The organism is Proteus sp. LHD240705, assembly GCF_047921555.1.
Classification (GTDB): domain Bacteria; phylum Pseudomonadota; class Gammaproteobacteria; order Enterobacterales; family Enterobacteriaceae; genus Proteus.
Window position 1 is genome coordinate 394,373 of the sequence record NZ_JBLRMI010000003.1, and the last position, 24,667, is coordinate 419,039.

Here is a 24,667-nt window from a genome sequence, read left to right on the forward strand (position 1 = left end):
CTAAATAGGTGGCTTTTTTATTGGAGTAACCAATGGAAGAGTTTAAATGGCGACCAGAAACAGCTTATCAAGTGAGTTATGAGCCTAAGGTGAAGGTGGCTAAGTTTGGTAACGGTTACGAACAACGAGTTAAAGACGGGATCAACAACCAATTAAAGATCTATCAACTTTCATTTATTAAACATGCTGACATAGGTAAGCAGATTGATGAGTTTCTTAAGGCGCGCGGTGCGGTTGAATCATTCTTATGGCTAACCAGTGATGATAACTCTAAGCGTAAATTTGTTTGCCGAGGCTGGCAGGTGACGCCGAGAACATCAGTATGGCAGATAGATTGCACATTTGAGGAGGTTGTTGCATGAGAGATATACCTCAAGCGATGCGCATAGACGTTGCAGACTTACAGCAAAATGCAATGTTAGATCTATATGAGGTCGATTTAAGCCGTTTTGGGGGGGATATTTACCGGTTTCATGACGGCATGAATGGATTATTAAAACCTATCATCTGGCAAGGTTTACGCTATGAGCCTTATCCTGTTCAAGTTACAGGATTTAGTGTAACTGCGCAGGGGGCGTCAGATAGACCTAAAATGACATTCGCTAACTTTGACGGGATGTTAACTGCTATTAACAACGACTACGATGATGCGCTAGGTGCTATCGTTACTCGCAGGCAGGTTTTAGAGCAATATCTTGATGCTGTTAATTTTCCCAACGGAAACCCACAAGCAGATCCAACAAGAGAAGTTGTTCAGAAGTATGTTATCGAGCAACGGGAAAGCTCAGATTCTGATTTTGTGACTTACATATTAGCGCTTCCAATGGAAACCGATAACGCGCTGATACCTAGACGGATGATTCAGGCTGATATTTGCTCATGGCGATACCGAAGCAGTGACTGTGGGTATGACGGCTCGCCCGTTGCAGATGAAAAAGACCAGCCAACAACTGATCCCCTTAAAGATAAATGCTCTCATAAATACAGTGGGTGCAAACTCAGATTTAAATCTGTCATGCCATTCGGCGGGTTTTTGGGTTCAAATAAATTAGGTTAATCCATGATTGAGAAAGACATTATCGCTCACGCGAAAGCGGAAGGAGTGAGGGAGTCGTGTGGTTTAATTTCTGGCGACAAGTATTTTCCTTGCGGGAATATACACCCCGATCCACTAAACTATTTTGAAATAAACCCAAACGATTGGATGACGGCAGAGTGTTATTCAGACGTCAAAGTTATTGTTCATAGTCATCCTGACGGAAAACCTTTCTTGAGTTCTGGCGATAGAGCAATGCAAAGGAAAACAAATCTACCGTGGTGGTTGGTATGTGATGGTGTGATCCACAAGTTCAGACCAATAGCACCACTATTAGGTAGAGAGTTTAAGCATGGTGAGCAGGATTGTTACTCCATTATACGCGACGCCTATCACCTTTCAGGCATTCAGTTAGATGATTTTATTCGCCCTGATGAATGGTGGTACACAGAGCAAAATCTCTATTTAGATAACACAGTTAAACAGGGTTTCTATCAAGTTGATGAAGCTCAAGAAGGCGACATGATATTGATTTGCTTAGGCACTTCAAAACCTTGCCATGCCGCTTTGTACTTAGGAAATCAAGAGATATTGCATCACAGACCAGACAGATTGAGTAAGCGAGATACTTACGGTGGCTACTGGTTCAAATACACTCACAGCATTTGGAGGCATAAGCAATGGTCAAATTACAGTTTGCAGGCTATTTACGCCGATTTGGACGCAGGTTCGAGCTTGAGGTAAGCAATGCTGGTGAGGCCTTACGCTGTCTTTGCTATCAAATTGATGGGTTGAAAAAAGAGATTAATCAAGGTCAGTTTCGCGTTCGAATAGCAGGCAATGATATGACGGTGGATGGTATTTCTGCGGGATTAAGTACGCCATTAAATGAAGGTGATGTTATTACGATCGTTCCTGTTATTGGTGGTGCTAAATCCGGTGGGTGGCTAGGCATTATTGGTGGAGCAGCTTTAATTGGTGCATCGTTTTTAATACCGGGCGGATTTCTGGCAACAATGACATCGACAGCATTATTTGCTGCGGGCGTAGGTGTGGCTGCGGCAGGGCTAGCAACCATGTTAACCAAAACACCTCCGGCACCGAGCATAGAGGGGCGAAACTCTGAAAGTAACCAGTATTTTAGTTCACTCTCAAATAGAGTCGGACAAGGTTATCCCGTTCCTATCTGTTATGGCGAGATGGTCGTGGGTTCAAATGTAATATCACAAGGTTTGGAGACTGTTTAATGGGGAAAGGTGGTGGCGGAGGAAGTACTCCGAGATTGCTTGATGACAACTTAAAAAATAAACAATTTCTTAATGTCATTGATTTGGTTTCCGAAGGGCCAATAGAAGGCCCTGTTGGTGGTATGTCAGGTTTTTTATTGAATGGTACGCCTGTTGTAGATGAAGATGGCAATCCGAACATTCATGGTGTTGAGGTTCAGTGGCGAGCAGGAACACCGACACAAGCGCCTTTAGATGGTTTTCCTTTTGTAGAGAAAGAAATACCCGTTAATGTTGAGGTGAAAAAAAATACACCAATCTTGCGCACTATTTCCGATCAGGAAACTGACCGCGTTAGATTTACTTTGGGTGTCTCTGCCCTTGTTAGTCAAGATGATAAGGGAAATCAGTACGATGCTACGGTGGAAATGCTTATTGAAGTTAATGAGGGTTCTGGTTGGGTACATGCAGAAACAGCAAGAATCACCGGTAAAATTAGCGGTCAATATTTAGAATCATATATCATCGATGCGCCTAAGAAAAAACCATTTCAAATCAGGGTTTCTCGTACAACTGAAGACAGTAAGAGTGATTTGCTGAAGAATGGCACAGTATGGGCGAGTTACACAGAAATAACTGACGCTAAATTTTCTTATCCTAATTCTGCTGTTGTCGGGATGAAAATTGATAAATCCCAATACGGTGATACACCCAATCGCACCTATCATATAAAAGGAATGATTATCCAAGTTCCTGATAACTATGATCCAGAAACGCGCACTTACACAGGGATTTGGACGGGTCGCTTCAAGCCTGCATGGACTAATAATCCCGCATGGGTTTTTTACGATTTGGTTACTAATGAACGATACGGCATAGGAGAGATGATCGGTTCGTTTGGCGTTGATAAATTCGCGCTATATGCCATTGCTCGTTACTGTGATGAATTGGTTGATGATGGGTTTGGCAACAAAGAGCCTCGTTTTACTTTCAATGCCTACATAACCTCTCAACGAAAAGCTAAAGAAGTGCTTGATGATTTGGCGTCTGTATTTCGCGGTATGCCTTTATGGGATGGACAACAATTAACGTGCTTTCAAGATAGACCATCCGATCCAGTATGGACGTATACAAATTCAAACGTTATTGATGGCAAATTTAAATATACATCAACAGCGAAATCAGCACGACACAATGCTATTGAGGTGTCATGGGTAAATCCGAGTAATGGATGGAGTGAAGAAAGAGAATTTATCCAAGATGATGACCTTATTCAGCGATTTGGCGGTGTAAATGTCAAGAAAGTCACTGCTTTTGGCTGTACTAGTCGCGGGCAGGCTCACAGAGTGGGTAAATGGATATTACAAACAGAAAAGCTGGAGAAAGATAGCGTTACCTTTACAACCGGACGTGAGGGGATCAACTGTATCTCTGGCGATATTATTGAAGTTGCAGATGACAGTTTTGCAGGGGTGAAGGTAGGAGGACGAGTTCTATCAGTCAATGCTCGTACTATTATTATCGATGCGCCTATTGAGTGGAAATATGATGATAAAGGCACTTTCTCATTTTTAGGAGTAGCAGGTAAATTCGTAAAAATAGAAATTCAATCTATTGATGGTGATATTGTTACTTTACGTGAAAAACCACATGGATTGAAGCAGTATGGTGTATTTTCCATTTCAAAGAGCACGTTAACGACCAGATTATTTAGGGTAATTTCTATTTCGGAAGATAATGATGGAAATTACTTATACAACTGTGTTCAGCATGCGCCACAAAAGGAACGCATTGTTGATAGCGGCGTTGATTTTACTGGAAATCCTCCAACACAGAATGTTGTTCGTATTCCTAACATAGAGCGCCTTTCTATCGCTTATGTTAATGATAGCCCTCAAGTTCAGGCTAGGGCTATGTGGGTAACAACAACCATTAATAGAAATATTTCATTTAATGTCACTCTTTATAAAAACAGCAAGGTTGTATCTACTGGAAATACCACTGATCTAGAATACTACTTCAACGGTCTTGACGCGGGGGATTATCTTGTTGGGGTGAGAGGTAAAGACGCTAATGGAATGCTTGGTAACGAAACAAAAGTTCAAATGCTCATTGGCGCACCAAGTGCACCGAGTTCAATCACGGTTGAGTCTGGCTTTTTTGAAATAAAGCTGATCCCACATATCTCTGTACCACACACTCTAAATACTGAGTTTGAGTTCTGGTTTTCTGGTGAAAACAGAATAGATAATATCAATGAAATAGAGTCAAAGGCTGATTTTTTAGGTAGAGCTAAATTCTGGACTAAAGGACAGCTAAAGGCAGGTCATGATTACTGGTTTTATGTGAGAAGTGTCAATGAATATGGAAAGTCTCATTTTGTGGAGGTGAAAGGTCAGGCTGATGACAATACCGAAGCTATCCTTGATGAATTAGCGGGGCAAATTAGTCGAGATCAACTCGCGCAAGACCTATTGGGTGAAATTAACAGTAAAGCTAACCAAATCGATATTACTGAATTACATGAGTTAATGAGGATAAATCACGATAAGCTTTTAGAAGAGTCAATGAGGCAAGGCGCGACGATTGAAGAAAGTGAAAAAAAACGGGAGGAGGCAGAAAAATTACTGGCTGAGCGGATAAATCAAGTTTCAACGGCAACAGAAGCACAGGCCGCCGCAATTAAACAAGAGCAACAAGCACGTATTGAGGGTGATCAAACCGAAGCACAACAACGGCAATCCTTAGCCACTCAACTTCGTGGTGATTATACTGGCAATGATTTATCGAAAGTGACCGCAGGACTCATTTCCGCTGAGAAGCAAGCGCGAGTCTCGGGCGATCAAGCGGAAGCAAATGCCAGACAATCGCTGGAAACTCGGATGAATGGAAATGTTTCTGCGATTAATCAATCATTAGAAACCCTTACCTCGAAACAGCAAGCACAATCGAAAGATATTTCAGCCCTCAGTTCAACACTGAAGGGGAAAGCCGACAGTAGCGTGGTCAATGCGTTAAATACGCATGTGTCTAATCTCGATGGCAAAGTCACCTCCGCAACCTCTCAAGTACAAGCGTTATCCAGCAAATTAGAGACGGTAAAAGCCGATTTAACGGGATCTGTGGTGGTGGATTTAGATTTATCAACACTCAATGAAAACACCTATTATCCGGTGATTTTGCCATTAGCGACCTCTCGTCGTTATGCCTTTAAGGTCTTTAGAACTTTAGGGCAATATTCAGACAATAAACCCAGCTATGCCACTCACAGCACCAAAGGCTTTGCCATGATTGTGGAATGGCAAGTGAGTGGTTCTGGATGGGGAACTCAGTCTGAAAACCGCATCATTGATAATTTTGATTGGCGATGGACAAATCAATCCCCTGTGATGGGACCAGCTCAATTAACGAATGGTTCTGTGGAATATATCTATTTGCGAGGAGGGGCTAAATACCAACTCACTAAGCATAAAAGTGTTAACCATCAAATCATTACCAGCACTTATACCAATAACAAACAATCAGTAGCACCAAAAGGGTTTGTGGCGAATGAAGTACCTAAGTCCAGCGAACAGAAAGCCAATGCAACGGCGAATGCGGTAAGTCAACTCGAAACCAAAGTGACCGAGGTTTCAGAGACGGTGACCTCTACCGCCCAACAAGTGACTCGCTTAGAAAGCCAAGTGGGTACAAGTTCAGCCAAAATCGAACAAACTTCGAAAGTGGTCACAGACATAAATGGCAAAATTTCGGCATCATGGACAATGAAAGTTCAGCAGGATAGCAAAGGGAATAAAGTCATTACCGGCATTGGCTTAGGGTTTAATGCACAAGGAAATAGCCAATTTCTGGTCAATGCCCAAAACTTTGCAGTGATATCGTCATTAAACGGCAAAGTGGTGACACCTTTTGTGATCCAAAATGGACAAGCTTTTTTCAATGATGCGTTATTTAGCAAGGCCACTATTGATAAATTATCAGTAGGTAAAAAAATCACATCCACCAATTATTTAGCCGGCAAGAAAGGATTTAATATTGATGCCACAACAGGGAATGTGGAATTAAATGATGCAGTATTTCGTGGACGATTAGATATTAACTCAGGAGGAACAAAAGGGCGGTTAGTGATCACAAATAATACTATTTATGTTTACGATGAAAACAATCAGTTAGCGGCAAAAATAGGTTATTTAGGGTAGCGTATGAAGTTTATTATTTTAATTACAGCATTATTATTGTCAGGGTGTACCTCTGGATATAAAAAAGTCGATTGCCAAGGTGTTTACCAAATAAAAACTTTTCACTATCAACAACCTGTATTGGTGAAGTTTGATAAAAAGAGAGAAACCATTAATGGGCCTCTTTATCATGCTGTACCTCAATTAGGATTTAATTTCTTAGGAGGATGGGTATCTCCTGATGCCGTAGAGGATTTCTCATGTCGTGGGGAATAGAAATATATGAAAAAGGAAAGCCAATAAAAATTACTGGGCGTTCGTTTATTTTTGACCAAATAGCGGTCAATCAGAATGGCAGTAAAACTTATAATAATATTCCTAAAGGGCGGTCATTGGCCGCCTATATTGTAGCTAGAAATCGAGGATCTTATTTCACTGTTAGAGTCGAGAATAATAAAATTTCGTGGAATTCTCTACGCGGTAGTCAATCGATTAATGGAATTATTATGGTACTAATTAAATGAGTAAATATGGTGCATTATTTTTTAATCAGGGCATTACCGAAGAATTAACACCCTATGAATCAGCCGTATTTTTAAAGAAGATAAAAACTAAGCCGGGACTAATTAAAATTATCGAGGGTAATAATAACGCAGTGCCACTTATTTTTATTCGAGTTCTTAATTCCTCTAATCCATCATTAGGTGGATTATCTGAAGTAATTTATGAAAATAATGCGTGGTGTGTGAATTTAATCGATACTATTCAAGGCAATTCAGCAGAATATGAGCTTTATGTATTTGTGAAGTCTTCTTATCATATTTCACTTCATCCTCAAAAATGGGGGATTCAAATCTATCATAAAGGTGCTATTACACACGCTTCAAGCCAAAGACCGCTTAATTTATTAGAGGGAAATAATTTTGTACTCACAGGAAATAATTGGAGTGGCGTGGATGTCGGTTTTCCCTGTGCAGTATTAATTACAACAATTGGGCATATTGGGATGATGGATTCGATGGGAGGAAAAACAATTAGGGTAACTCTTTGTGGACGAGGTAATCGTATTATTCCTCATTCCATGATAGTAGCCGGACAGATGTCAACAACCTCACTAGGAAAGCAGTATTTTTATATTGATGTAAGTGAGTATGGTGGGTGAAATTGTCTGTATGATGTTTTATCAATAAGTGTAAGAGAAAAAATCAGGACACCAATAAGACTCCAGAAATTTATAACTAATTGATTATATAAATCAGTCGGTTCTATCGAGCATCGGCTCTACTCTGTTTTCAAATACTGCACCGAACTCCCATCAGGCAACTACTTGCCTCTCTCACGATAAAATGCCAATCGTTCGTTAAAATACTCGCGCAGATGTGCTGGTTGTTGTCGTTCAACTTCCACGGCAACAACGGGCATATTGCGTGGTGTTTATATTTTATTGAAATAAAACATGTAGCCACAATTAGGGCATAATAAGATTAGGTTTTTCTTAAGTTTGTGTTTGTTTTGTTTAGCTACGTAAGAACAGCTTGGGCAGGTAACTTCTACTAGTGCGTCTTGAAACATTCTTATCACATTAAAAGCTTTCATATCTTTCACCCATTATAGGGATATCGTGATTCAGTGTACGCTACTTTGTATTTAATTGCTCAATTTTTGTTCTTTTATTTGTGGTGACAATTTTTATTACACCACATGATAAAGCACAGCAAGTACGTTTGAGTATTTAAGGTGCCAGAAACTGCCTGTTGGTTAGCCAACTACCACACACTCATCTTCAATAAAATCCTCTCCGTCATCTTCGCATTTCACAAGACGACACTTTCCACATAAGCCATATCGACTAACGACACAACGAACACCAGGAGAGCTACTTGAGCCTTGGTGTTTGTTTTGTCGTCTCTCATAGCTAGATATTTTTTCTAACAAGCCATCTTTAACCATGCTATCTAATGTTCTGCGAGTAGATTCGAGAATACTTTTCTTGTTAAAAGAATCCTATCCTTTAAGCATTAAGCTACACCAGAAACCTCAAAAGGAGGGGCGCCTATTTCGCCAGCTACTCATGCAAAATTATCAGGCTTAAATAATTCCATTATCTTTTTTTCTTTCTGGATTAGCTTCATGAGGTTCATAACAGCTCCAGCTAGTTTTTGGATAGGTGGAATTAAAAATGAGGAGGTGGTATAAAAGTATCACCTTTCTTTTTTTTGCATTCATGTCTTATCTAAAAATAACCTCTAAAAATCCAAAAGGGGTATTTATGGGGGTATGAAAATTTATTTGTATGTTTATTTTTATATAAATCAGTGTGTTAACCTATTTATTTTGTTCTCTCCTCCTCCGCCATTTCAATATCTCCTAGCGTCTCCTGAAGTCTCCCAATTCCAGTAAAATCAAACCTTCGTACTAAATCATTGTCTCCTGAAGTCTCTTGAAAGAACCACCATTGTTGGTAAAACCAAAATGGGTAATAAGATGCTAAAAGCTTTAGAAGATCTAACTGAAATAGTCAGCTAAATTTCTGCGTGTATGATATATCATTCATCACTTGCTACCCTTATTATAATGTTCCGTGACCTTTGTTTTATAACAAACTTAGATGCCGCTCTATTAAGGCTAATTCATTTAATAGTCAGATAAAGATGATTTCTTATTGATGATGTTAATGATAATTGTTAGCATTAACTCTCTATTATGGAGAGTATACTATGAAAAATAAATATCACCTGCTAGCAATATCTCTTTCAGCATTACTTCCTTTTACCGCATCAGCTACAACATATCCAGTTACTATTACTGATACAGATGGGCAAAAAATAACGTTAAAACATGAACCAAAACGCATTATATTACAAGATGGTAGAGATATTTTAACGCTAGCTTTGCTTGATAGAAATAATCCGTTTGAAAGGGTTGTAGCATGGAATAATAATCTAAAAAAATCGGACCCACAGACAGTTTCTTTATTAGAACAGAAATGGAAATCTAATATAAATGCAATCCCTGATATGGGGTTTAATGACAAAGGTGAGGTTAATGCAGAGCAAGTTATTGCGCAACAGCCTGATGTTCTGATTGCTCAACTAAGAGCAAAACCCGCATTAGAAGGATCAGGTGTTGTCAGTATTTTAAAAGAGGCCAATATTCCTATTATTTATGTTGATACTTTCTTAGAGCCAGTCAAAAATACGAAAGAAAGTGTTGAACTTCTTGGTATCATTTTAAATAAAGAGAATGAAGCTAAAGAATATACAGATTTTTATCAACAACACCTAGATAATATTAAAAATAAAACTCAAGAAATTAAAAATAAACCAAGTGTATTTGTAGAAGCAAAGGCTGGAGCTAATGGTGATGGGTGCTGCTTTACACATAATAATGCAGGTTGGGGTGGTTTGATTCAAGCTGTTGGTGGTGACAATATTGGTAGTCATTTCTTACCAGGAGCCTCGGGTGTTATTTCTTTAGAACAAGTTATTAGCACTAAACCTGATGTATATATTGTAACGGGATCTCGCTGGATTAATAAAAATAATATTTCTGCACCATTTGGTTATGGGGTATCTAACAAAGAGGCTCAAGAAGGTTTCAAACGATTGAAGAGTCGAATTGGATTTAATCAAATCACTGCGGTTAAAAATGAACGATTATATGGTATATATCATAATTTCTATAATCATCCATATAACATCGTTGGCTTAGAGTATTTAGCAACCTTTATTTATCCTGAACAATTTGCTGAATTAAAGCCAGAAAATACTTATAAAGAGATAATAGAAAAATATACCACATTACCCAACGCTGAATTTCTTTGGGCAGCAAAAGCAGATAAATAAAAATTCAAGTTATAGCCCTTTTTTTAAGGGCTTTCTATCTTCATTTACATTTCGAACAATCAGAGTATCTACTTTTGATTCGTGATAAAAAACACCTAATGATAGCTCAAAAGGTGTTTTCGAGTAATTATTGACGTGCAATAATGCGTTTCTCTTTACGATTAAACCAATTTTCACGCAATTTATCGTAACTAAGATTAAATGCATATGTATAAAAAAGGAAAAAGGCAAAGAAGCCGACTTCCAATAAGAATGCGTTCCACAGTGACATATTTAATAAAAATGCCAATATTGGTAAACCAATGATCACAAAACTTAATTCAAATCCAATGGCATGCATGACTCGTATTTTTGTTGGTCTTGAGCCTTTGATTAAAGGCCAATAGCGGTCAAAAATCATGTTATAAAATAAATTCAATAACATAGCTAATGTTGATAAAACAATAGCAACGGTTCCCATTTGAAAAATTGAGCGACCCAAAATCCATGCACTAAGTGGCGCTGTTATTGTGATGGCTATCACTTCAAATGAAACAGCGTGAAAAACGCGCTCAGTAAATGTTTTTTGATATTGGCTCATATCCCACCTCAAATTAATTGGTTAGCAAAAAAACAGATGCAATTATTAGTGATTTTTTGTATATATACAAAATAGGAGCCATCGAAAAAACCGATACCATAATGAACTATTCCATAGAAACTTTGCGTACATTTGTTGAAGCCGCATCACTGAAATCATTTTCTGCTGCTGCTCGAAAATTAAATAAAAGTCAGTCTACAGTGAGTAGCACAATTACAGGATTTGAAGATGATATGGGCTTTGAGTTATTTGAACGAAAGGGGAGAGAATCAACGCTAACCTTTGCAGGGCAAAAGGTACTAAGCTTAGTTGAAGATATATTAGCGGCAGATGAACGATTACAAGCATTAAGAATAGAGCTATCACCAGAAATGGAGCCTCGTTTAAGTTGCGTTTTTTCTGATATGTATCAACCCCCTTATTCTGAGCAACTCTTAAAAATTCTAGATAAAGAATTTCCTCATATTGAGTTTGAGTTTCTTGTCGCTGAAAATGATGATGTCATTAATATGCTACAAAATAATCAGGCACATATCGGTATGATGGAATCACGAATAGAATATCCAGCCGATATTGCTTTTGCCCGTTTACCCGTAAGTGGTGAGTTAGGATTATATGCACATAAAACTCACCCACTTGCGAAAGAAAAGCAAATTAGCTATCAACATTTAACCATGCATCGTCAATTACGGCTAAGTAGTCGTGCTCAATTTGTCATCAATAGTGAAAAAAATTGGCTGGCACCTAACTATTTATTGATACTTGAAATGGCAGAGCAAGAAATGGGATGGGCAATATTACCCACTTGGTTAGTTGAGCAATTTGGGCATGACTTACTAGTCAGTCTGAATTATGACCAGTTTCCGAAAAAAATAGATATCGATTTAGTTTGGTCGAGAAATAATCCACCAGGAAAAGCAGGATATTGGATGATTGATAAATTGTTGAAAAATAATATTCAGTCTTCTCGATAAAAATTAGGGAATCAATCACCTTCATTAGCAATAATGAAGGTGATATTAGTTCATTATTATCTTAATAATATTGACTTACCAACCACAGACATTTGTTTCTTCATCCATATCATAACCACGTACAATATTGATAAGATCTTTTACCATTAGGCTCGACATCTCGGCATCTAATAAATCAGCCCAAAAGCTTTCTTTATTGACAGAAACACCATTATTTTTATTTGTTAATGCTAAGGTAAGTTCTTGTGAATCAATATTTACTTTACTTTTTAACTCATCAACTAAGAGTAAAACTTCTTGAGTTGCAACATCTGGAATATACAGAATTTTAGGATTAAGAAAGATTTTTTGGGATTTATTTCGGCCATCAGCACTAATCAATTCTAATAAATAGCCTTTGTTTTCATTTTCCATAATCAACCTTTTAACCTTCAGCAAGTATTTTAGGATCGACATAAAAATCGACGTTAAAAACAGTATCTTGAGTTTTAGCTTCTATTTTGTGCCACGTCTCTGGTGGAAATACACCAAATTCACCGGCATTAATCACTAGAGTTTCTGTTGGCTCAGGGCTGAATTCATCTGCATAGGCGTAATAAATAATCGTACCTTGCATGACCGATAATTTAGGATAAACCCCTTGGCGAGTTCCTTTATCTAAATGTCTTTCCCAAATTGATTTAGGGGCAGTGTCTTTCGTCCAAAGTGGCGTAGCACGTACATGAATATAGTGAGTAGGGATAATAATTCTTTCCATTTTACCGCCCTAGAAAACGTGAATAGATTGATTTTTATACTTTTTATCTTGATTAAAAAGAAAAATCGCAGTTGATAACGTAGTAAATTATTATGCGTTAAATAAAATCTACCTCTTATAATGAGGTGTTTCAAATGCAATTTAATAAGAATATACAACGATATTATTCATTTTTTATCTAAGATATTGTTTTATTTTGTTAAATTAATTTTTAATATTTAAACTATTTTTTATTTCAAGCCTATTTTTTAGGCTGAAAACACGGTTTTTCGTGGGAATTTACTCATCAACATAGTTTCTTTGTTCTATAATTGATCAAGTCTAGGATATTAATATTTAATTCATTATTTAACATAATTGAGATATCACTATGGAATTAAAGGATTATTACGCCATTATGGGTGTTAAATCTACGGATGATATTAAAACGATTAAGACAGCTTATCGTCGTTTAGCAAAAAAATATCATCCTGACGTGAGTAAAGAGCCTGATGCAGAAGAGCGTTTTAAAGAAATTGCTCAAGCATGGGAAATATTAGGTGATGAGCAACGTAGAGCAGAATACGATGAACTTTGGGCACATCGCAACGATCCTAAATTTAGACAATTTACGCAACAGCAATCAAATACAAATCAAGAACGTTTTAACCAAGAAGATTTTGACGATTTTTATGCTTCATTTTTTGGTCAACATTCTCCCTTTGAAGGCCGTCGAGCTCAACAGGCGCCTAAACAGCGTGGGCATGATTTAGAAATAGAATTAGCTGTTTTTCTGGAAGAATCACAGGAAGAGCATAAGCGCACAATAAGTTACCACTTACCTGTTTATAATGTCTTCGGTATTTTGGAAAAAGAAATTCCTAAAACACTGAATGTTAAAATTCCCGCAGGTGTTATTGATGGGCAACGTATTCGCTTAAAAGGGCAAGGTACTTCGGGTGAAAATGGAGGCGAAAATGGTGATTTATGGTTAACTATTCGTATTGCACCTCATCCTCTATTTGATATTAAAGGCCATGATTTAGAAATAGTTGTTCCTGTAGCTCCTTGGGAAGCTGCATTAGGTGCAAAAATTCCTATACCTACAATAAAAGAAAAAATCTTGTTAACTATTCCGGCGGGAAGTCAGGCAGGACAAAAGCTACGTATTAAGGGAAAAGGGTTAGTTAGCAAAAAGGTCAGCGGTGATTTATATGCAATTTTAAAAATTGTGATGCCACCTAAACCCGATGAAAAGATACGCGAATTATGGCAACAAATTGCAGATAGCCAGACCGATTATAATCCACGTAAAGACTGGGAGAATAAATAATGGGTCAATTAACAACAACAGTATTTACTGTCACTGAGTTTTGTCATCATACGGGAATATCAAATGATGAGCTCAAAGAGTTTGTAGCACTTGGTGTGATCGAACCGCTAGAAATTGAAACTCAGGAGTGGTTTTTCGATGATAATGCTATTGTGGTGACACATCGTGCATTAAAACTTCATAAAGAACTCGCATTAGATTGGCATGGTATCGCCATAGCACTGACTTTATTAGATGAAAATGAACAGTTAAAACAAGAAAATAAGCAATTACGTCAGCAGTTAATGCGTTTTATAAATGAATAAAGATCAATAAAATAGCCACTAAATGAGTTAAAGATTTTTAGTGGCTATTTTTATGCCACAGTTTTATTGTTAACTCACTACTTTAAAACACTTTATTTATTGATTTTAATAATTATTTTCCCTCCGTGGCCTTCTCTAATTTCTAAAACTACCATGCTATATAAATGAACAAAATAGCGATGTGATCACACATATACCCATAATCATTAGGTTATTATTATCATAATAAAAAAATTATTGAATACTGCCTTTTTCATAAGATATTTATCTTTCGTAAGGGAAAAATAATGAAGTCGATCCAAACCAATAAATTAATAGAATGGCGTAGAACGTTTCACCAGTTTCCAGAAATTGGCTGGACTGAATTTGTAACGACAGGCACGATCATCAGCATATTGAGAGAGATGAATATTGAGGTAAAAACGGGGCCTCATATTATTTGTCGAGAAAGCATTTTAGGTAGAGATGAAAAATTAGTTAATGAAGCTATTAAAATAGCTGAAGAAAAAGGGATCAGCACCGAGTTATTAGTTGAAATGGATGGTTTAACAGGGTGTATGGCAATTATTGATACAGAAATTCCGGGGCCTACATTTACTTTTCGTTTCGATATTGATTGTGTTTATGTCCAAGAGTCAAATGATGATTCTCATCTACCTAATAAGCAGGGATTTGCTTCATGTCGCTCTGGATTAATGCATGCATGTGGTCATGATGGGCACACTGCGGTAGGACTTGGCTTAGCACATTGGTTAAAACAGAATATTCACGCTTTACGTGGGAAATATAAATTAATATTCCAACCCGCAGAAGAAGGAGTGAGAGGTGCAAGAGCAATCAGTGATAGTGGAATATTAGATGATACCGATTATTTTATGGGGATGCATATTGGATGTAATTTGAAAAAAGGTGAAATAGCACTCGATCCTTTTGATTTCCTTTGTACTACTAAATTAGATATTTCTTTAAAAGGTAAAGCCTCTGATGCCACGGATGAGCCTGAAAAAGGAAATAATGCTTTAGCTGGGGCATGTTTTTTAGTTAATGAAATATTAGCCATACCAAGACATGGTAAAGGTATGACAAGAGTGAATGTTGGCACTTTAATTGCGGGTGAAAATCGTAGCCTTATTCCTAGTTCCGCGAAAATGCAATTAGAAGTTCGAGGACAAGATGCCGAAATAACGCAATATTTGTTTGATAATATAAAAAGATATGTCGATGCTGCCGCAGTTGCTTATCAATTAGACACAAAAATAGAAATTACTGGTGAAGCAACAAACTTCAGAAATGATCCGGAAATGATAAACATCATGCAAGGTGCTATTAATTCACACCCAGAATTAGTCAATATCACATTACCTTTAGGGGGAAGTGAGGATGTTTCATTAATGGTAAGAAGAGTACAAGAGAAAGGGGGAAAAGCGATATTCTTTTTGGTGGGTGCCGACCAAAGTGATGGGCATCATAAAGAAAAATTTGATATCGATGAAGAAGCACTTTCCATCGGCTTAACACTTTTTACTGAAGGTATCCTCTCTATCCTTAATATGTAAAAATAATAAGAAGGTCTATTCTATTTACCTATATTACATAGAATAAGACCTTAATGTTTATTTAATTGGAGTTGAAAATAAAGAGGCTTCTGGTTGATGCTCTTTAATAAACTCAATATAGAGCTGTGTCTCATGCTCGGTTTTTTTCGAGGTGAAAAAAAAGATATTACTCGTAATAGTGGGTGTGAATTCTCGATAAACAATATCTTCTGTTTCAATAATAGGAAATGAATTAATTAAACTCACTCCTAACCCATTTTTTACAAATGTCATTGCTGTGTTTTGATCAGAAACTTCAGCAATAATATTGGGCTTAGATTTTGATTTATTGAGTGCTCGATCAATAACTGTACGGCCAATATTATTTTTAACTAAAGCAATAAAAGATTGTTCATGTAAATCATCAGGTGTAATGATATTTTTTGTGCATAGCTCATGTGCTTTAGGGATTGCACAAATAATTTGAGTTTCTCTCATCGGAATTTGAATCAAATTATAATTGCTATTAATGGTCATATTATCAGTAATAACAATATCAGCTTGTTCTTTTGCAATTAAAGAAAGTAGTTGCTCACTTCTAGATATTTCTAAGTGGACATTAATTTGATATGTTTTGATAAACAGAGCAGTGACCTGATTGATAAAACCATAGGCTAATGTTGGTGGAACTAGAATTCTTAGACTCCGTTTTTTTTCTTGATGATGAAAATGGCTTAATCGGCTGAAAGATTCAGCGATATTGGCGATTTCTTCATAAAGCAATAAGGCATCAGAGTTTGGTATTAATTTATTATTTTCACGAGTGAATAACTTTTTACCACAACGTTTCTCGATCTGATTTAATGTCTGGCTTACCGCTGGTTGAGAAATACCTAGCTGCTCAGCTGCATTAGTGACACTTCCCTGATCAATCACGGTTTGTATAATTTCAAGGTCACGTAAAGTTGCCCATCCTCCTGACCAAGAAGTTCTTTTTATATTAATTGCCATTGTGTTTTTTGTTTTAGTCAGTTTATCTTGTGTTAGATTATACAGTTAATAAGTTGATTATTAAATAATAGCGATGATAGAAAATTTATAGAGCAAAAAGATAAGGATAACTCATATAAAACCTCTTGTTAGGGTATTACAGATGCTTTTATTTATCGCAATATAAAACAATTAACAAAGGTTGTTATGGTATGCAATATATCGTTATTATCTTTAATATCAAAAACTGTTTTTATAAATAACGTAATTTTTAATCACATAATAAAAGGTTGTTAATAACAAATTATTTTTCTTTTTATTTGTATTTTAAATGAATCTTTTAATAAATCTTATTAATATTAATATGATGCATATAATTAATGTTTTTATTTTAAAATATAATGGTCATTGAGATATAAATCACGGAAACCCACGCTTTTTCATTGTTAATATTTTGCATCAAATTATCTATCTGGTTTTTTATTTTGACTCTAAAAAGATACTTAATTGATCTACAAATTATAAATAACAAGCAAATGGGGAGTTTTATGTCTTTATTCAAAAAGGGTATTATTGCCTTATCCGTTAATATTGCATTAGTTTCTTCAGCTTTAGCCTGTACAACGTTGTTAGCAGGAAGTGAAGCAACAAATGATGGTTCGTTGATTATTGCTCGTAGCGCAGATAGTGATGCATTAAAAGCACAACATTTTGTTATTCATCCTGCTAAAACGAATCAAACGGGTATTTACAGTACCAAAGAACATAACGGTGCTAATAATTTTACATATCCATTACCTAAGAATTCATTACGCTATACCACTGTACCGAATTGGAAAACACAACTTCACGGTGCAACAGGATTTAATGAACTGGGGGTGGGTGTCAGTGGTACTGAATCTATTTTTGCTTCACCTAAAGCACTCTCTTTTGATCCCTATGTTGAAGAAACTGGGATAACTGAAGATGATATTCCAGATGTCCTGCTTTCAAGAGCAAAAACAGCTCGTGAAGCCGTGGAATTATTAGGTAGTATTATTGAAAAGCAAGGTGCTGGTGAAGGATTTGGTGTTGCTATTGTTGATAAAAATGAGCTTTGGTATTTAGAAACTGGAACTGGACATCATTGGATCGCACAAAAATTACCTAAAGATAAATACTTTGCAACAGGAAACCAAGGTCGATTACAACACTATGATATTAATAGTAATGATGTTTTAGGCTCTAAAAATCTCGTGGAATTTGCTGTTGAAAAAGGGCTTTATAATCCTGAAAAAGAAGGGGCATTTAATTTTTCAAAAGCTTATACACGAGATGACGAACGAGATCGTACTTATAATGATCCGCGAGTATGGATTATCCAGCAACAATTTAATCCATCATTAAAACAAGCTGTGGATGATGGTCGTAATTTCGCACCTTTATTAACGCCAGAGAAAAAAGTATCTGTTGAAGAAGCTAAAGCGATGCTACGTAATCACTTTGAAGGAACAGAGCACGACCCATATACCAATGGATTAAATGGTAAAGAGCCATGGCGCCCAATTAGTGTATTTAGAACTTATGAAGCGCATGTCATGCAAGTCCGTCCAGAACTTCCTCAAGAAATAGGAGAAGTCACTTATGTAGGATTAGGTATGGCGGATTTAACTGCATTTGTTCCGTATTACAGTGGATTAAAAGCTTATCCGCAACATTATGGAATAGGAAGCAATCAAGCAGACAATGATTCTATTTACTGGAAATATCGTAAGTTACAAACATTAGTAATGACAGATTATCCAAAACTCGCACCAATAGTGAAAAAAGCTTATCAAGAGTGGGAAGCAAAAACTGCATTAGAGCAAAAAGAAATGGAAGCTAAATATCTCACTATGGTGAAAACAGATAAAGCTGGTGCAGATAAAATGCTTAATGAATTTAATCTACGAGTCATGGCAGATGCTGAAAAATTAACTGAAAACTTAATGAATGAATTGTTTACAGTAAGAACAAAAGATATTCAAGACGATATTTTCTTTGCTAATAAGTCTAAGAAAGATTGATAGAAGAGAAGTATTTTAGATATCTATTTTAATAGAAAGATCCCAATTTTATTGGGATCTTTTTTGTAGATAAAACTTATTAAAGAACAGGAATATAGTAGCTAATTTTTTGTAAGTATTGTTCACTTTGTTCAAGTAATTTATCGTAACTCATAGATTTTTTCAGCGTATATTGTTCAATATCAGGGCCAGGCCTACGTAATAAATTCATTTTTGGTAATACTTTAGTATATACCGTGTAAATAATATCATCGTAACCTGTTAATGAGTCTAAAATTTCACCCATATCAAAAGTAATTGCCAAGTAATTACCACTAGGTAATTCTAATTGTGACATTGACGATAGATTAGATGTTGTTGATAATTTTTCTTTATCAACGGCGGTACTATAAATGTACATCGTATCTTCTAATGTACTCGCAGATGCTCGATGCATTGCATATAGCTCTGTGGGTATTGTATGTACGTCCTTTAAAAATTTACGCCAAAATTCTTTTCTAAATTTTTTCTTGTCTGAATTCCACGTTGAAACAGGTTTGTTGTATTGGTGAGACATACCTACTAATTTTAATGAAGGAAAGGTAACGACTTCATATTTAGCGCTAAGTTCAACTGTTTCTAGTGCAGGGAAAATCAGCTCACTAATATCCCAACCCGGCTTTTTTCTGTATTCGGAAGGCGTAATATTAAACTGTTTTTTAAATGCACGACAAAATGTTTGTTGAGAGTCAAACCGATATTTCAATGAAATATCAAGCAGGCTACAACGCGTTATGCGTAAAGCATAAGCACCGCAAGATAAACGGCGGGCGAGTATGTATTTTCCTAAAGATATTCCTGTATATGCTTTAAATAAACGCTGAAAATGCCATTTTGTATAACCTGATTTTTCAGCAACAATATCCAGTGATAAGCTTGAATCAAGATTTTGCTCAATCCAAACAATAATATCTTTAACAACATTCTCTTGAAGCATGAATATTCCTATTCTTTTTCTCTATCGATATTTTTCAATAAGATCGACTTAATTTATTGAACTACAATAAATTTATATGTTTTAGGATAGTAGCATATCGTATAGTGATAATTACACTGAATAAAGTAAAATAGACAGATATTAATGTAAAGTTATGTATTGTAATTTGTTTTAATTAAAATTAATTTTAATTAAAAGGTTGCATTTTAACTCACTCATCAATGATTGATGACTTTTTATTAAAGTTAATCTTAAATTAAAATATTCATATATATTTTTAGTCTTAAAAAAATGCGGAGGTATCCTATTTTATATTTAAAAGATAAAGCCTAGCCTAAATTCATTAGCAAAGTCTTACTTGGTTATTTTAGGAGATGTAAATGAATAAGTTGTTTTCTATTTCTGCTATTGCATTAGTTTCTTCATTAATAACAGCTCCTGCTTTGGCTGCTAAAACGGATACTTATAACTGTGAAGGCCAAAAAATCAGGGTTTCTTTCCCTACTGAACAGCTAGCTGTTATGTATTACAGCGATGAAATTATTGTTTTAAAAGAAGCTATTGCGGCTAGTGGTGCTCGTTATGTTGGTGAAAATTTCCAAATTTGGGGTAAAGGCAAAGGTGAGTTTAATTTAGCAACGATTTCAGAAGATGATGCAGTTAATGGACGTGTTGCTGAAGATAAAGGACGTACTTGTAAATTAGTAAAATAACGTAGAAATGAGTCATAAATAAAAAGAGAACAATTTTATTGTTCTCTTTTTTTATAAGAAAAAGATTAAATAAATATAGTAAAAATTGAAAATAAAAACGATTAGTATCGATAAAATAATAACGCATTTTTTATCACACAAATAAATTGGTCATAGGAAATAAATCAGTTATAAAGATAGTCTTATTGTGATTTTCGCTGTGGTGATCAATGGTAGGACTCTTACCTATTACGGCTAATTTGATTATACTAATAGAGAGTAGTATGAAATCTACTCATTTTTATTTTTTTTAAAACGAAAAATAAATTTAGGTTTATCCACTTATCTGCAACGAAACAAAATTTATTGCGAGTTTATATGAAATCTTACCCTTAGCTAGTCTCAACATTAATTTTTAAAAGCAAAACTTAAAAATAGACATTGCTGTGCAAATTGGCAGGTAATGTGTTATCAAAAATTAATAAAAGACAAAATTTAATGAAAATTAAAAACTCAAGAAAATATAATGTATCATTGCCAGATAATAGAATTTTAACGTGGTATGAATCAGGTCCAGAGCAAGGTAAGCCAGTATTATTTTGTACCGGTGCAGGTATGAGTGGTTTATTAGGAGTCGAAGTTGACCTTTTAAATAAGCTTAATATTCGGTTGATTACACCCACTCGCCCTGGATTAGGCGATTCCACCTTTGATCCTCAAAAGTCGTTAAAATCTTTTTCTAAAGATATTTTATTTTTATTAGATCATCTTCGTATTAAAAATATTAATGTAATGGGGTTTTCACAAGGTGCTGTTTTTGCTATGGCTCTTTGTGTTTATTGTCATGTTGATAAATTACTTATTGTCGCAGGACAAGATCAATTTGACTATCTAGATACACAAAATAAGCTAACAGATGATGTTGTTAATATGCAACGTCAAGCTGTTGGATCACCAGATTCGTTAACTAGTTGGATTAAGCAAAATATAACAGCCAAGTGGTTAATGGATTTTATTCTAAATTACAGTGCCGATGTTGATTTGGCTATTTATAAATCAATTGATTTTCTCCCAGTTTATCAAGAATGTATGGTAAAAGCCTTTAAACAAGGCAATGATGGATATACTCAAGATTTGCTGATTACTATGCAACCTTGGGGATTTTCACCTGAAGAAATAAAGACACCAACAACCTTATGGTATGGTATGAAAGATACCAGTACAGTTCATTCTCCAGACTTTGGGGATTTATTATTTCAACGTTTTCCTAATGCTGAGCGGCATTTATGGCCAGAAGAAGGCGGTTCACTTCTATGGACGAAAACAGAAGAAATTTTATTAGAACTAGCTGATTAAGGTGATGTAGTACATTAATGATAGAGTAGATACTGGTTATCTTAAAAAAATAACAGTATCTACTTTTTTATTTATGTTCTTAAATTAAAATAATGAGATAGGTAAAATAGATAATTATTTTTATCTTATAATTATTTTCTAATTTGACGGGTGAAAAGTTTTTTTAAAATAAAGATGAAAATAATTTGCTATAAAACGAATTATATGACTTAATAGCGCCACTGGTTTGGAAGTACAGACCTATTTATGTTAGTGCAGTTTTAAGTAGTTCACCGTTTAGCGTTATCCCTGATACCTCTTCGTTGCGAATTCCTTCAAATAGTGACCATAAGTAAAAATCCGAAATCAAACCGCAAACAATGCCTTATGGCAAAATAATTAATTAAAGGAAATCTTATGTCTAATACAATGACTGGTACAGTAAAATGGTTTAACGATGATAAAGGTTTTGGCTTTATCACTCCTAAAGACGGTAGCAAAGACGTATTCGTACACTTTTCAGCGATCCAAAGCGATAGCTTCAAATCTCTGAAAGAAGGTCAAGAAGTTTCATTTTCTATCGAAAATGGCGCTAAAGGCCCAGCAGCAGCGAACGTAATCGCTCTGTAATTTACTGTATATATTGCTTAATGCAATATGGATACAAGTAAGATCTAAAAAACCTCACTTCGGTGGGGTTTTTTTATATCAATTTATAGTATTATTTAAATTTGAAGTATATTTATTAAAGCGTATAAAAAATAGTTTTATTAAAGTTATGTAAGTATTTAATGTAAATTATTTAAAATTCTATAAAGTTATTTACTTTAATGCCTAATAATTTTTACAGATAAATAAATTAATGGAGAAATTAATTCTTATAATGGCAAAATAAAGGCATTAAGACATTGCCTTCTCAATCAAAAGAAAGAAAAAAACTTTATTAGAATAAAAAATATCAGATAAATCATAAAAATAATTTAAGATAAAATAAAATTAAATTAATATTTAGTGACTTATCTTAAACAATTGCTGTCTAATTTAATATGGCTTAAATGCTTTTTAGTTCCTAAAGGACAAACTTGTGTACGCTAAAAATGTTTTCTCATTGCATCTATTACATCCAAAATATATCTTAACTTGGTTTGGTGTCTTTATTCTTTTTTTATTAGTACAACTTCCTTATGCTTGGTTACTTTTTTTAGGTAAACATCTTGGGTTGTTATCTCGTTTCTTTGTCAAAAGAAGAGTCTCGATCATAAAGAAAAATTTAGAATTATGTTTCCCTAATAAAGATGAAAATGAAATTAACAAGCTTGTTATGGATAATTTATCGTCACTAGGTGTCGCATTATTTGAAACGGGCATGGCGTGGTTTTGGAGTGACCGCCGATTAAAAAATCTCTTTGAAGTACAAGGGATCTCCAATTTTACTGATGCAAATGATAAAAAAGCTGGAATTTTATTAATTGGTATCCACTCTATGTCTCTAGAGCTGGGTGGGCGCATTATGGGGCTTTGTTTTCCTGTGAATGCGATGTATAGACCACATAATAATAAAGCGATGGAGTTTATTCAAACTAAAGCAAGATGCCGTTCAGATAAGGGCATGATAGATAGACGCAACTTAAAGTTTATGGTTATGGAGTTAAAAAAAGGGAAGGCAATTTGGTTTGCTCCTGACCAAGATTTTGGTTTAAAAGGTACAACATTTTCTCCATTCTTTTCTGTTGAAAAAACATCAACTTCAAAAGGAGTTGCTATATTAGCAAAACTATCAGGGGCACCTTCTTTAACTGTTACTTTGGTCAGAAATGAAAATCAGAAAGGTAAAAAATACAGTTTAATCATTGGTAAAGAATTGATTAATTATCCTTCTGAAGATATTCAAAATGACACAGATAGAATGAATAAGTTGATTGAAACCGAAATTATGCGAGCACCAGATCAATATTTATGGGCTCACCGCCGTTTTAAAACTCGACCAGCAGGTGAAGCCAGTTTTTATAATTAATTATGAATATATTATATAAAAAAAGACCAACACATGATGTGTTGGTCACAGTAAATACTGGAAGCAATGTGAGCAATGTCGTTGTGAAAAACCAAGTAAAATACTCAACTATTCACAAAGTAAAAGATAATCATTATCATTTTAGTTGTCAACCCCAATATTTGTATGGATTTGGAAGATAAAGATAGGGGATACAAAGCAAAGATAAGAAGATAAAAATTTTTATAAATAAGTTAAAACAGAGTTAGCAGATATAGAAATAAACTATATCTGCCTAATATATTATAACCATAATAGAGAATATCATTTATATAATAATGAATTCTAACTCTTGGAAAATATATACTCGTTATTTAATAATAAATATTATTTCTATTTGATAGAATTTAATGTTTATTAAAAATATAGGATTTTAAATTTACTATATTAATTGTATACGATATCCATTATTCCTACATTTTCTTTGATCCAATTTATGCTCATTGAACCTTTATTTTCACCTAATTGAGCATTAAACATTTTATTGGGTTCGATTTTATGTAAAGTTTCTTCCATTTCAGTTCCATTCCAACAATTTGCTTTAAAAGTATTTCCTACTGAGTCGGTCATACAATTCCCCTCTACAATTGAACCTGTAAATGTAATTGTTCCTGAACCGATTACTTTATTATTATTTGCCATAGTTGGAGCTGATAATAAAAGTGCTAAACAAGTTCCGATAATAAAATTCTTTTTCATTTTATATTCCTCAAATATTCTTTCTTTGGTTAATTCTTGATTTGTTTTTCTGTGTACGATGAATAAATATCTTTTCGTATCGAGTTGATGGAAGAAATATTAGAGGAAAAAAATATATCAATCTGTAAA

General features: G+C 35.0%; 27 protein-coding genes. 18 read left to right on the plus strand and 9 right to left on the minus strand.

The window, feature by feature from the left end:
• Window positions 1–32: 32 nt before the first annotated feature.
• Genes ACNART_RS07955 through ACNART_RS07990 form a run of 8 tightly spaced genes read left to right on the plus strand, consistent with a single transcriptional unit; the run spans window position 33 to window position 7,602 of the window.
• Complete coding sequence (locus tag ACNART_RS07955) at window positions 33–362, plus strand: phage tail protein (protein WP_416303513.1); 330 nt, start codon at window positions 33–35, stop codon at window positions 360–362.
• Complete coding sequence (locus ACNART_RS07960; protein WP_416303514.1) at window positions 359–1,057, plus strand: phage minor tail protein L; 699 nt, start codon at window positions 359–361, stop codon at window positions 1,055–1,057. Before ACNART_RS07955 ends, ACNART_RS07960 begins: the two co-directional genes overlap by 4 nt.
• 3 nt (window positions 1,058–1,060) lie before the next feature.
• Complete coding sequence (locus ACNART_RS07965) at window positions 1,061–1,780, plus strand: C40 family peptidase (RefSeq protein ID WP_164530431.1); 720 nt, start codon at window positions 1,061–1,063, stop codon at window positions 1,778–1,780.
• A complete protein-coding gene (locus ACNART_RS07970) occupies window positions 1,717–2,283 on the plus strand; it encodes a MoaD/ThiS family protein (RefSeq protein ID WP_416303515.1) in 567 nt (188 codons plus the stop codon). Before ACNART_RS07965 ends, ACNART_RS07970 begins: the two co-directional genes overlap by 64 nt.
• A complete protein-coding gene (locus ACNART_RS07975) occupies window positions 2,283–6,461 on the plus strand; it encodes a phage tail protein (protein WP_416303516.1) in 4,179 nt (1,392 codons plus the stop codon). Before ACNART_RS07970 ends, ACNART_RS07975 begins: the two co-directional genes overlap by 1 nt.
• A gap of 3 nt (window positions 6,462–6,464) precedes the next feature.
• A complete protein-coding gene (locus ACNART_RS07980; protein ID WP_416303517.1) occupies window positions 6,465–6,716 on the plus strand; it encodes a hypothetical protein in 252 nt (83 codons plus the stop codon).
• The gene (locus ACNART_RS07985; RefSeq protein WP_088495928.1) at window positions 6,701–6,964 is read left to right on the plus strand and encodes a hypothetical protein; all 264 of its coding nucleotides are present in this window, start codon (window positions 6,701–6,703) and stop codon (window positions 6,962–6,964) included. The genes ACNART_RS07980 and ACNART_RS07985 overlap by 16 nt, the downstream gene beginning before the upstream one ends.
• A complete protein-coding gene (locus ACNART_RS07990) occupies window positions 6,961–7,602 on the plus strand; it encodes a hypothetical protein (RefSeq protein WP_098943619.1) in 642 nt (213 codons plus the stop codon). The genes ACNART_RS07985 and ACNART_RS07990 overlap by 4 nt, the downstream gene beginning before the upstream one ends.
• A 161-nt stretch (window positions 7,603–7,763) precedes the next feature.
• Here the strand turns inward: ACNART_RS07990 and ACNART_RS07995 are convergent, their stop codons facing one another.
• The 3 genes from ACNART_RS07995 to ACNART_RS08005 form a co-directional block, all read right to left on the minus strand.
• Window positions 7,764–7,862, minus strand: a complete 99-nt coding sequence (locus tag ACNART_RS07995) for a DNA polymerase III subunit theta (RefSeq protein WP_226892316.1) — start codon at window positions 7,860–7,862, stop codon at window positions 7,764–7,766.
• A gap of 12 nt (window positions 7,863–7,874) precedes the next feature.
• A complete protein-coding gene (locus ACNART_RS08000; RefSeq protein WP_215534280.1) occupies window positions 7,875–8,036 on the minus strand; it encodes a YnfU family zinc-binding protein in 162 nt (53 codons plus the stop codon).
• 162 nt (window positions 8,037–8,198) lie between these two features.
• Entirely contained in the window at window positions 8,199–8,390 is a 192-nt protein-coding gene (locus ACNART_RS08005) for a hypothetical protein (RefSeq protein ID WP_416303518.1), read from the minus strand.
• A 767-nt stretch (window positions 8,391–9,157) separates the two neighbouring features.
• Between ACNART_RS08005 and ACNART_RS08010 the strand changes: the two genes are divergently transcribed.
• Window positions 9,158–10,285 (plus strand): ABC transporter substrate-binding protein, encoded by a 1,128-nt coding sequence (locus ACNART_RS08010; RefSeq protein WP_198620685.1) that lies wholly within the window; start codon window positions 9,158–9,160, stop codon window positions 10,283–10,285.
• A gap of 127 nt (window positions 10,286–10,412) precedes the next feature.
• Here ACNART_RS08010 and ACNART_RS08015 read toward each other — a convergent pair whose 3' ends face one another.
• The gene (locus ACNART_RS08015) at window positions 10,413–10,865 is read right to left on the minus strand and encodes a multidrug/biocide efflux PACE transporter (RefSeq protein ID WP_416303519.1); all 453 of its coding nucleotides are present in this window, start codon (window positions 10,863–10,865) and stop codon (window positions 10,413–10,415) included.
• Window positions 10,866–10,966: 101 nt separating this feature from the next.
• Here ACNART_RS08015 and ACNART_RS08020 point away from each other — a divergent pair, with 101 nt between their 5' ends.
• Window positions 10,967–11,839 carry a LysR family transcriptional regulator gene (locus ACNART_RS08020; RefSeq protein WP_198632293.1) on the plus strand — a complete coding sequence of 291 codons (873 nt, stop codon included), beginning with the start codon at window positions 10,967–10,969 and terminating at the stop codon, window positions 11,837–11,839.
• Between the two features lie 75 nt (window positions 11,840–11,914).
• On the opposite strand, the gene ACNART_RS08025 is transcribed toward ACNART_RS08020, so the two are convergent.
• The gene (locus ACNART_RS08025) at window positions 11,915–12,253 is read right to left on the minus strand and encodes a DUF1869 domain-containing protein (protein ID WP_198626516.1); all 339 of its coding nucleotides are present in this window, start codon (window positions 12,251–12,253) and stop codon (window positions 11,915–11,917) included.
• A 10-nt stretch (window positions 12,254–12,263) separates the two neighbouring features.
• Window positions 12,264–12,596, minus strand: coding sequence for a DUF1971 domain-containing protein (locus ACNART_RS08030; RefSeq protein ID WP_196533083.1), 333 nt, complete (start codon window positions 12,594–12,596; stop codon window positions 12,264–12,266).
• A 370-nt stretch (window positions 12,597–12,966) separates the two neighbouring features.
• Between ACNART_RS08030 and cbpA the strand changes: the two genes are divergently transcribed.
• From cbpA to ACNART_RS08045, 3 genes are all read left to right on the plus strand, one after another.
• Entirely contained in the window at window positions 12,967–13,908 is a 942-nt protein-coding gene (cbpA, locus tag ACNART_RS08035) for a curved DNA-binding protein (RefSeq protein ID WP_109372797.1), read from the plus strand.
• The gene (gene cbpM / locus ACNART_RS08040; RefSeq protein ID WP_023581369.1) at window positions 13,908–14,213 is read left to right on the plus strand and encodes a chaperone modulator CbpM; all 306 of its coding nucleotides are present in this window, start codon (window positions 13,908–13,910) and stop codon (window positions 14,211–14,213) included. Before cbpA ends, cbpM begins: the two co-directional genes overlap by 1 nt.
• A 287-nt stretch (window positions 14,214–14,500) precedes the next feature.
• Entirely contained in the window at window positions 14,501–15,769 is a 1,269-nt protein-coding gene (locus ACNART_RS08045; protein WP_349443339.1) for an amidohydrolase, read from the plus strand.
• 57 nt (window positions 15,770–15,826) lie between these two features.
• Here the strand turns inward: ACNART_RS08045 and ACNART_RS08050 are convergent, their stop codons facing one another.
• The gene (locus ACNART_RS08050; RefSeq protein ID WP_198626518.1) at window positions 15,827–16,759 is read right to left on the minus strand and encodes a LysR family transcriptional regulator; all 933 of its coding nucleotides are present in this window, start codon (window positions 16,757–16,759) and stop codon (window positions 15,827–15,829) included.
• A 527-nt stretch (window positions 16,760–17,286) separates the two neighbouring features.
• On the opposite strand from ACNART_RS08050, the gene ACNART_RS08055 reads away from it, so the two are divergent.
• On the plus strand, window positions 17,287–18,783 hold the full coding sequence (locus ACNART_RS08055; RefSeq protein ID WP_368927051.1) for a C69 family dipeptidase: 1,497 nt from the start codon (window positions 17,287–17,289) through the stop codon (window positions 18,781–18,783).
• A gap of 79 nt (window positions 18,784–18,862) precedes the next feature.
• On the opposite strand, the gene ACNART_RS08060 is transcribed toward ACNART_RS08055, so the two are convergent.
• On the minus strand, window positions 18,863–19,759 hold the full coding sequence (locus ACNART_RS08060; RefSeq protein WP_198629759.1) for an AraC family transcriptional regulator: 897 nt from the start codon (window positions 19,757–19,759) through the stop codon (window positions 18,863–18,865).
• A gap of 380 nt (window positions 19,760–20,139) precedes the next feature.
• On the opposite strand from ACNART_RS08060, the gene ACNART_RS08065 reads away from it, so the two are divergent.
• The 4 genes from ACNART_RS08065 to lpxL all read left to right on the plus strand — a co-directional run bounded on the left by ACNART_RS08065 (window position 20,140) and on the right by lpxL (window position 23,800).
• Entirely contained in the window at window positions 20,140–20,472 is a 333-nt protein-coding gene (locus ACNART_RS08065) for an MliC family protein (protein WP_196573675.1), read from the plus strand.
• Between the two features lie 477 nt (window positions 20,473–20,949).
• Entirely contained in the window at window positions 20,950–21,807 is an 858-nt protein-coding gene (locus ACNART_RS08070; protein ID WP_198620693.1) for an alpha/beta fold hydrolase, read from the plus strand.
• 396 nt (window positions 21,808–22,203) lie between these two features.
• A complete protein-coding gene (gene cspA / locus ACNART_RS08075) occupies window positions 22,204–22,416 on the plus strand; it encodes an RNA chaperone/antiterminator CspA (RefSeq protein WP_006537332.1) in 213 nt (70 codons plus the stop codon).
• Between the two features lie 454 nt (window positions 22,417–22,870).
• Window positions 22,871–23,800 (plus strand): LpxL/LpxP family Kdo(2)-lipid IV(A) lauroyl/palmitoleoyl acyltransferase, encoded by a 930-nt coding sequence (lpxL, locus tag ACNART_RS08080; protein WP_196533091.1) that lies wholly within the window; start codon window positions 22,871–22,873, stop codon window positions 23,798–23,800.
• Between the two features lie 426 nt (window positions 23,801–24,226).
• On the opposite strand, the gene ACNART_RS08085 is transcribed toward lpxL, so the two are convergent.
• Window positions 24,227–24,538: a hypothetical protein gene (locus ACNART_RS08085; protein WP_196533092.1), complete on the minus strand. Its 312-nt coding sequence runs from the start codon at window positions 24,536–24,538 to the stop codon at window positions 24,227–24,229.
• Between the last annotated feature and the right edge of the window lie 129 nt (window positions 24,539–24,667).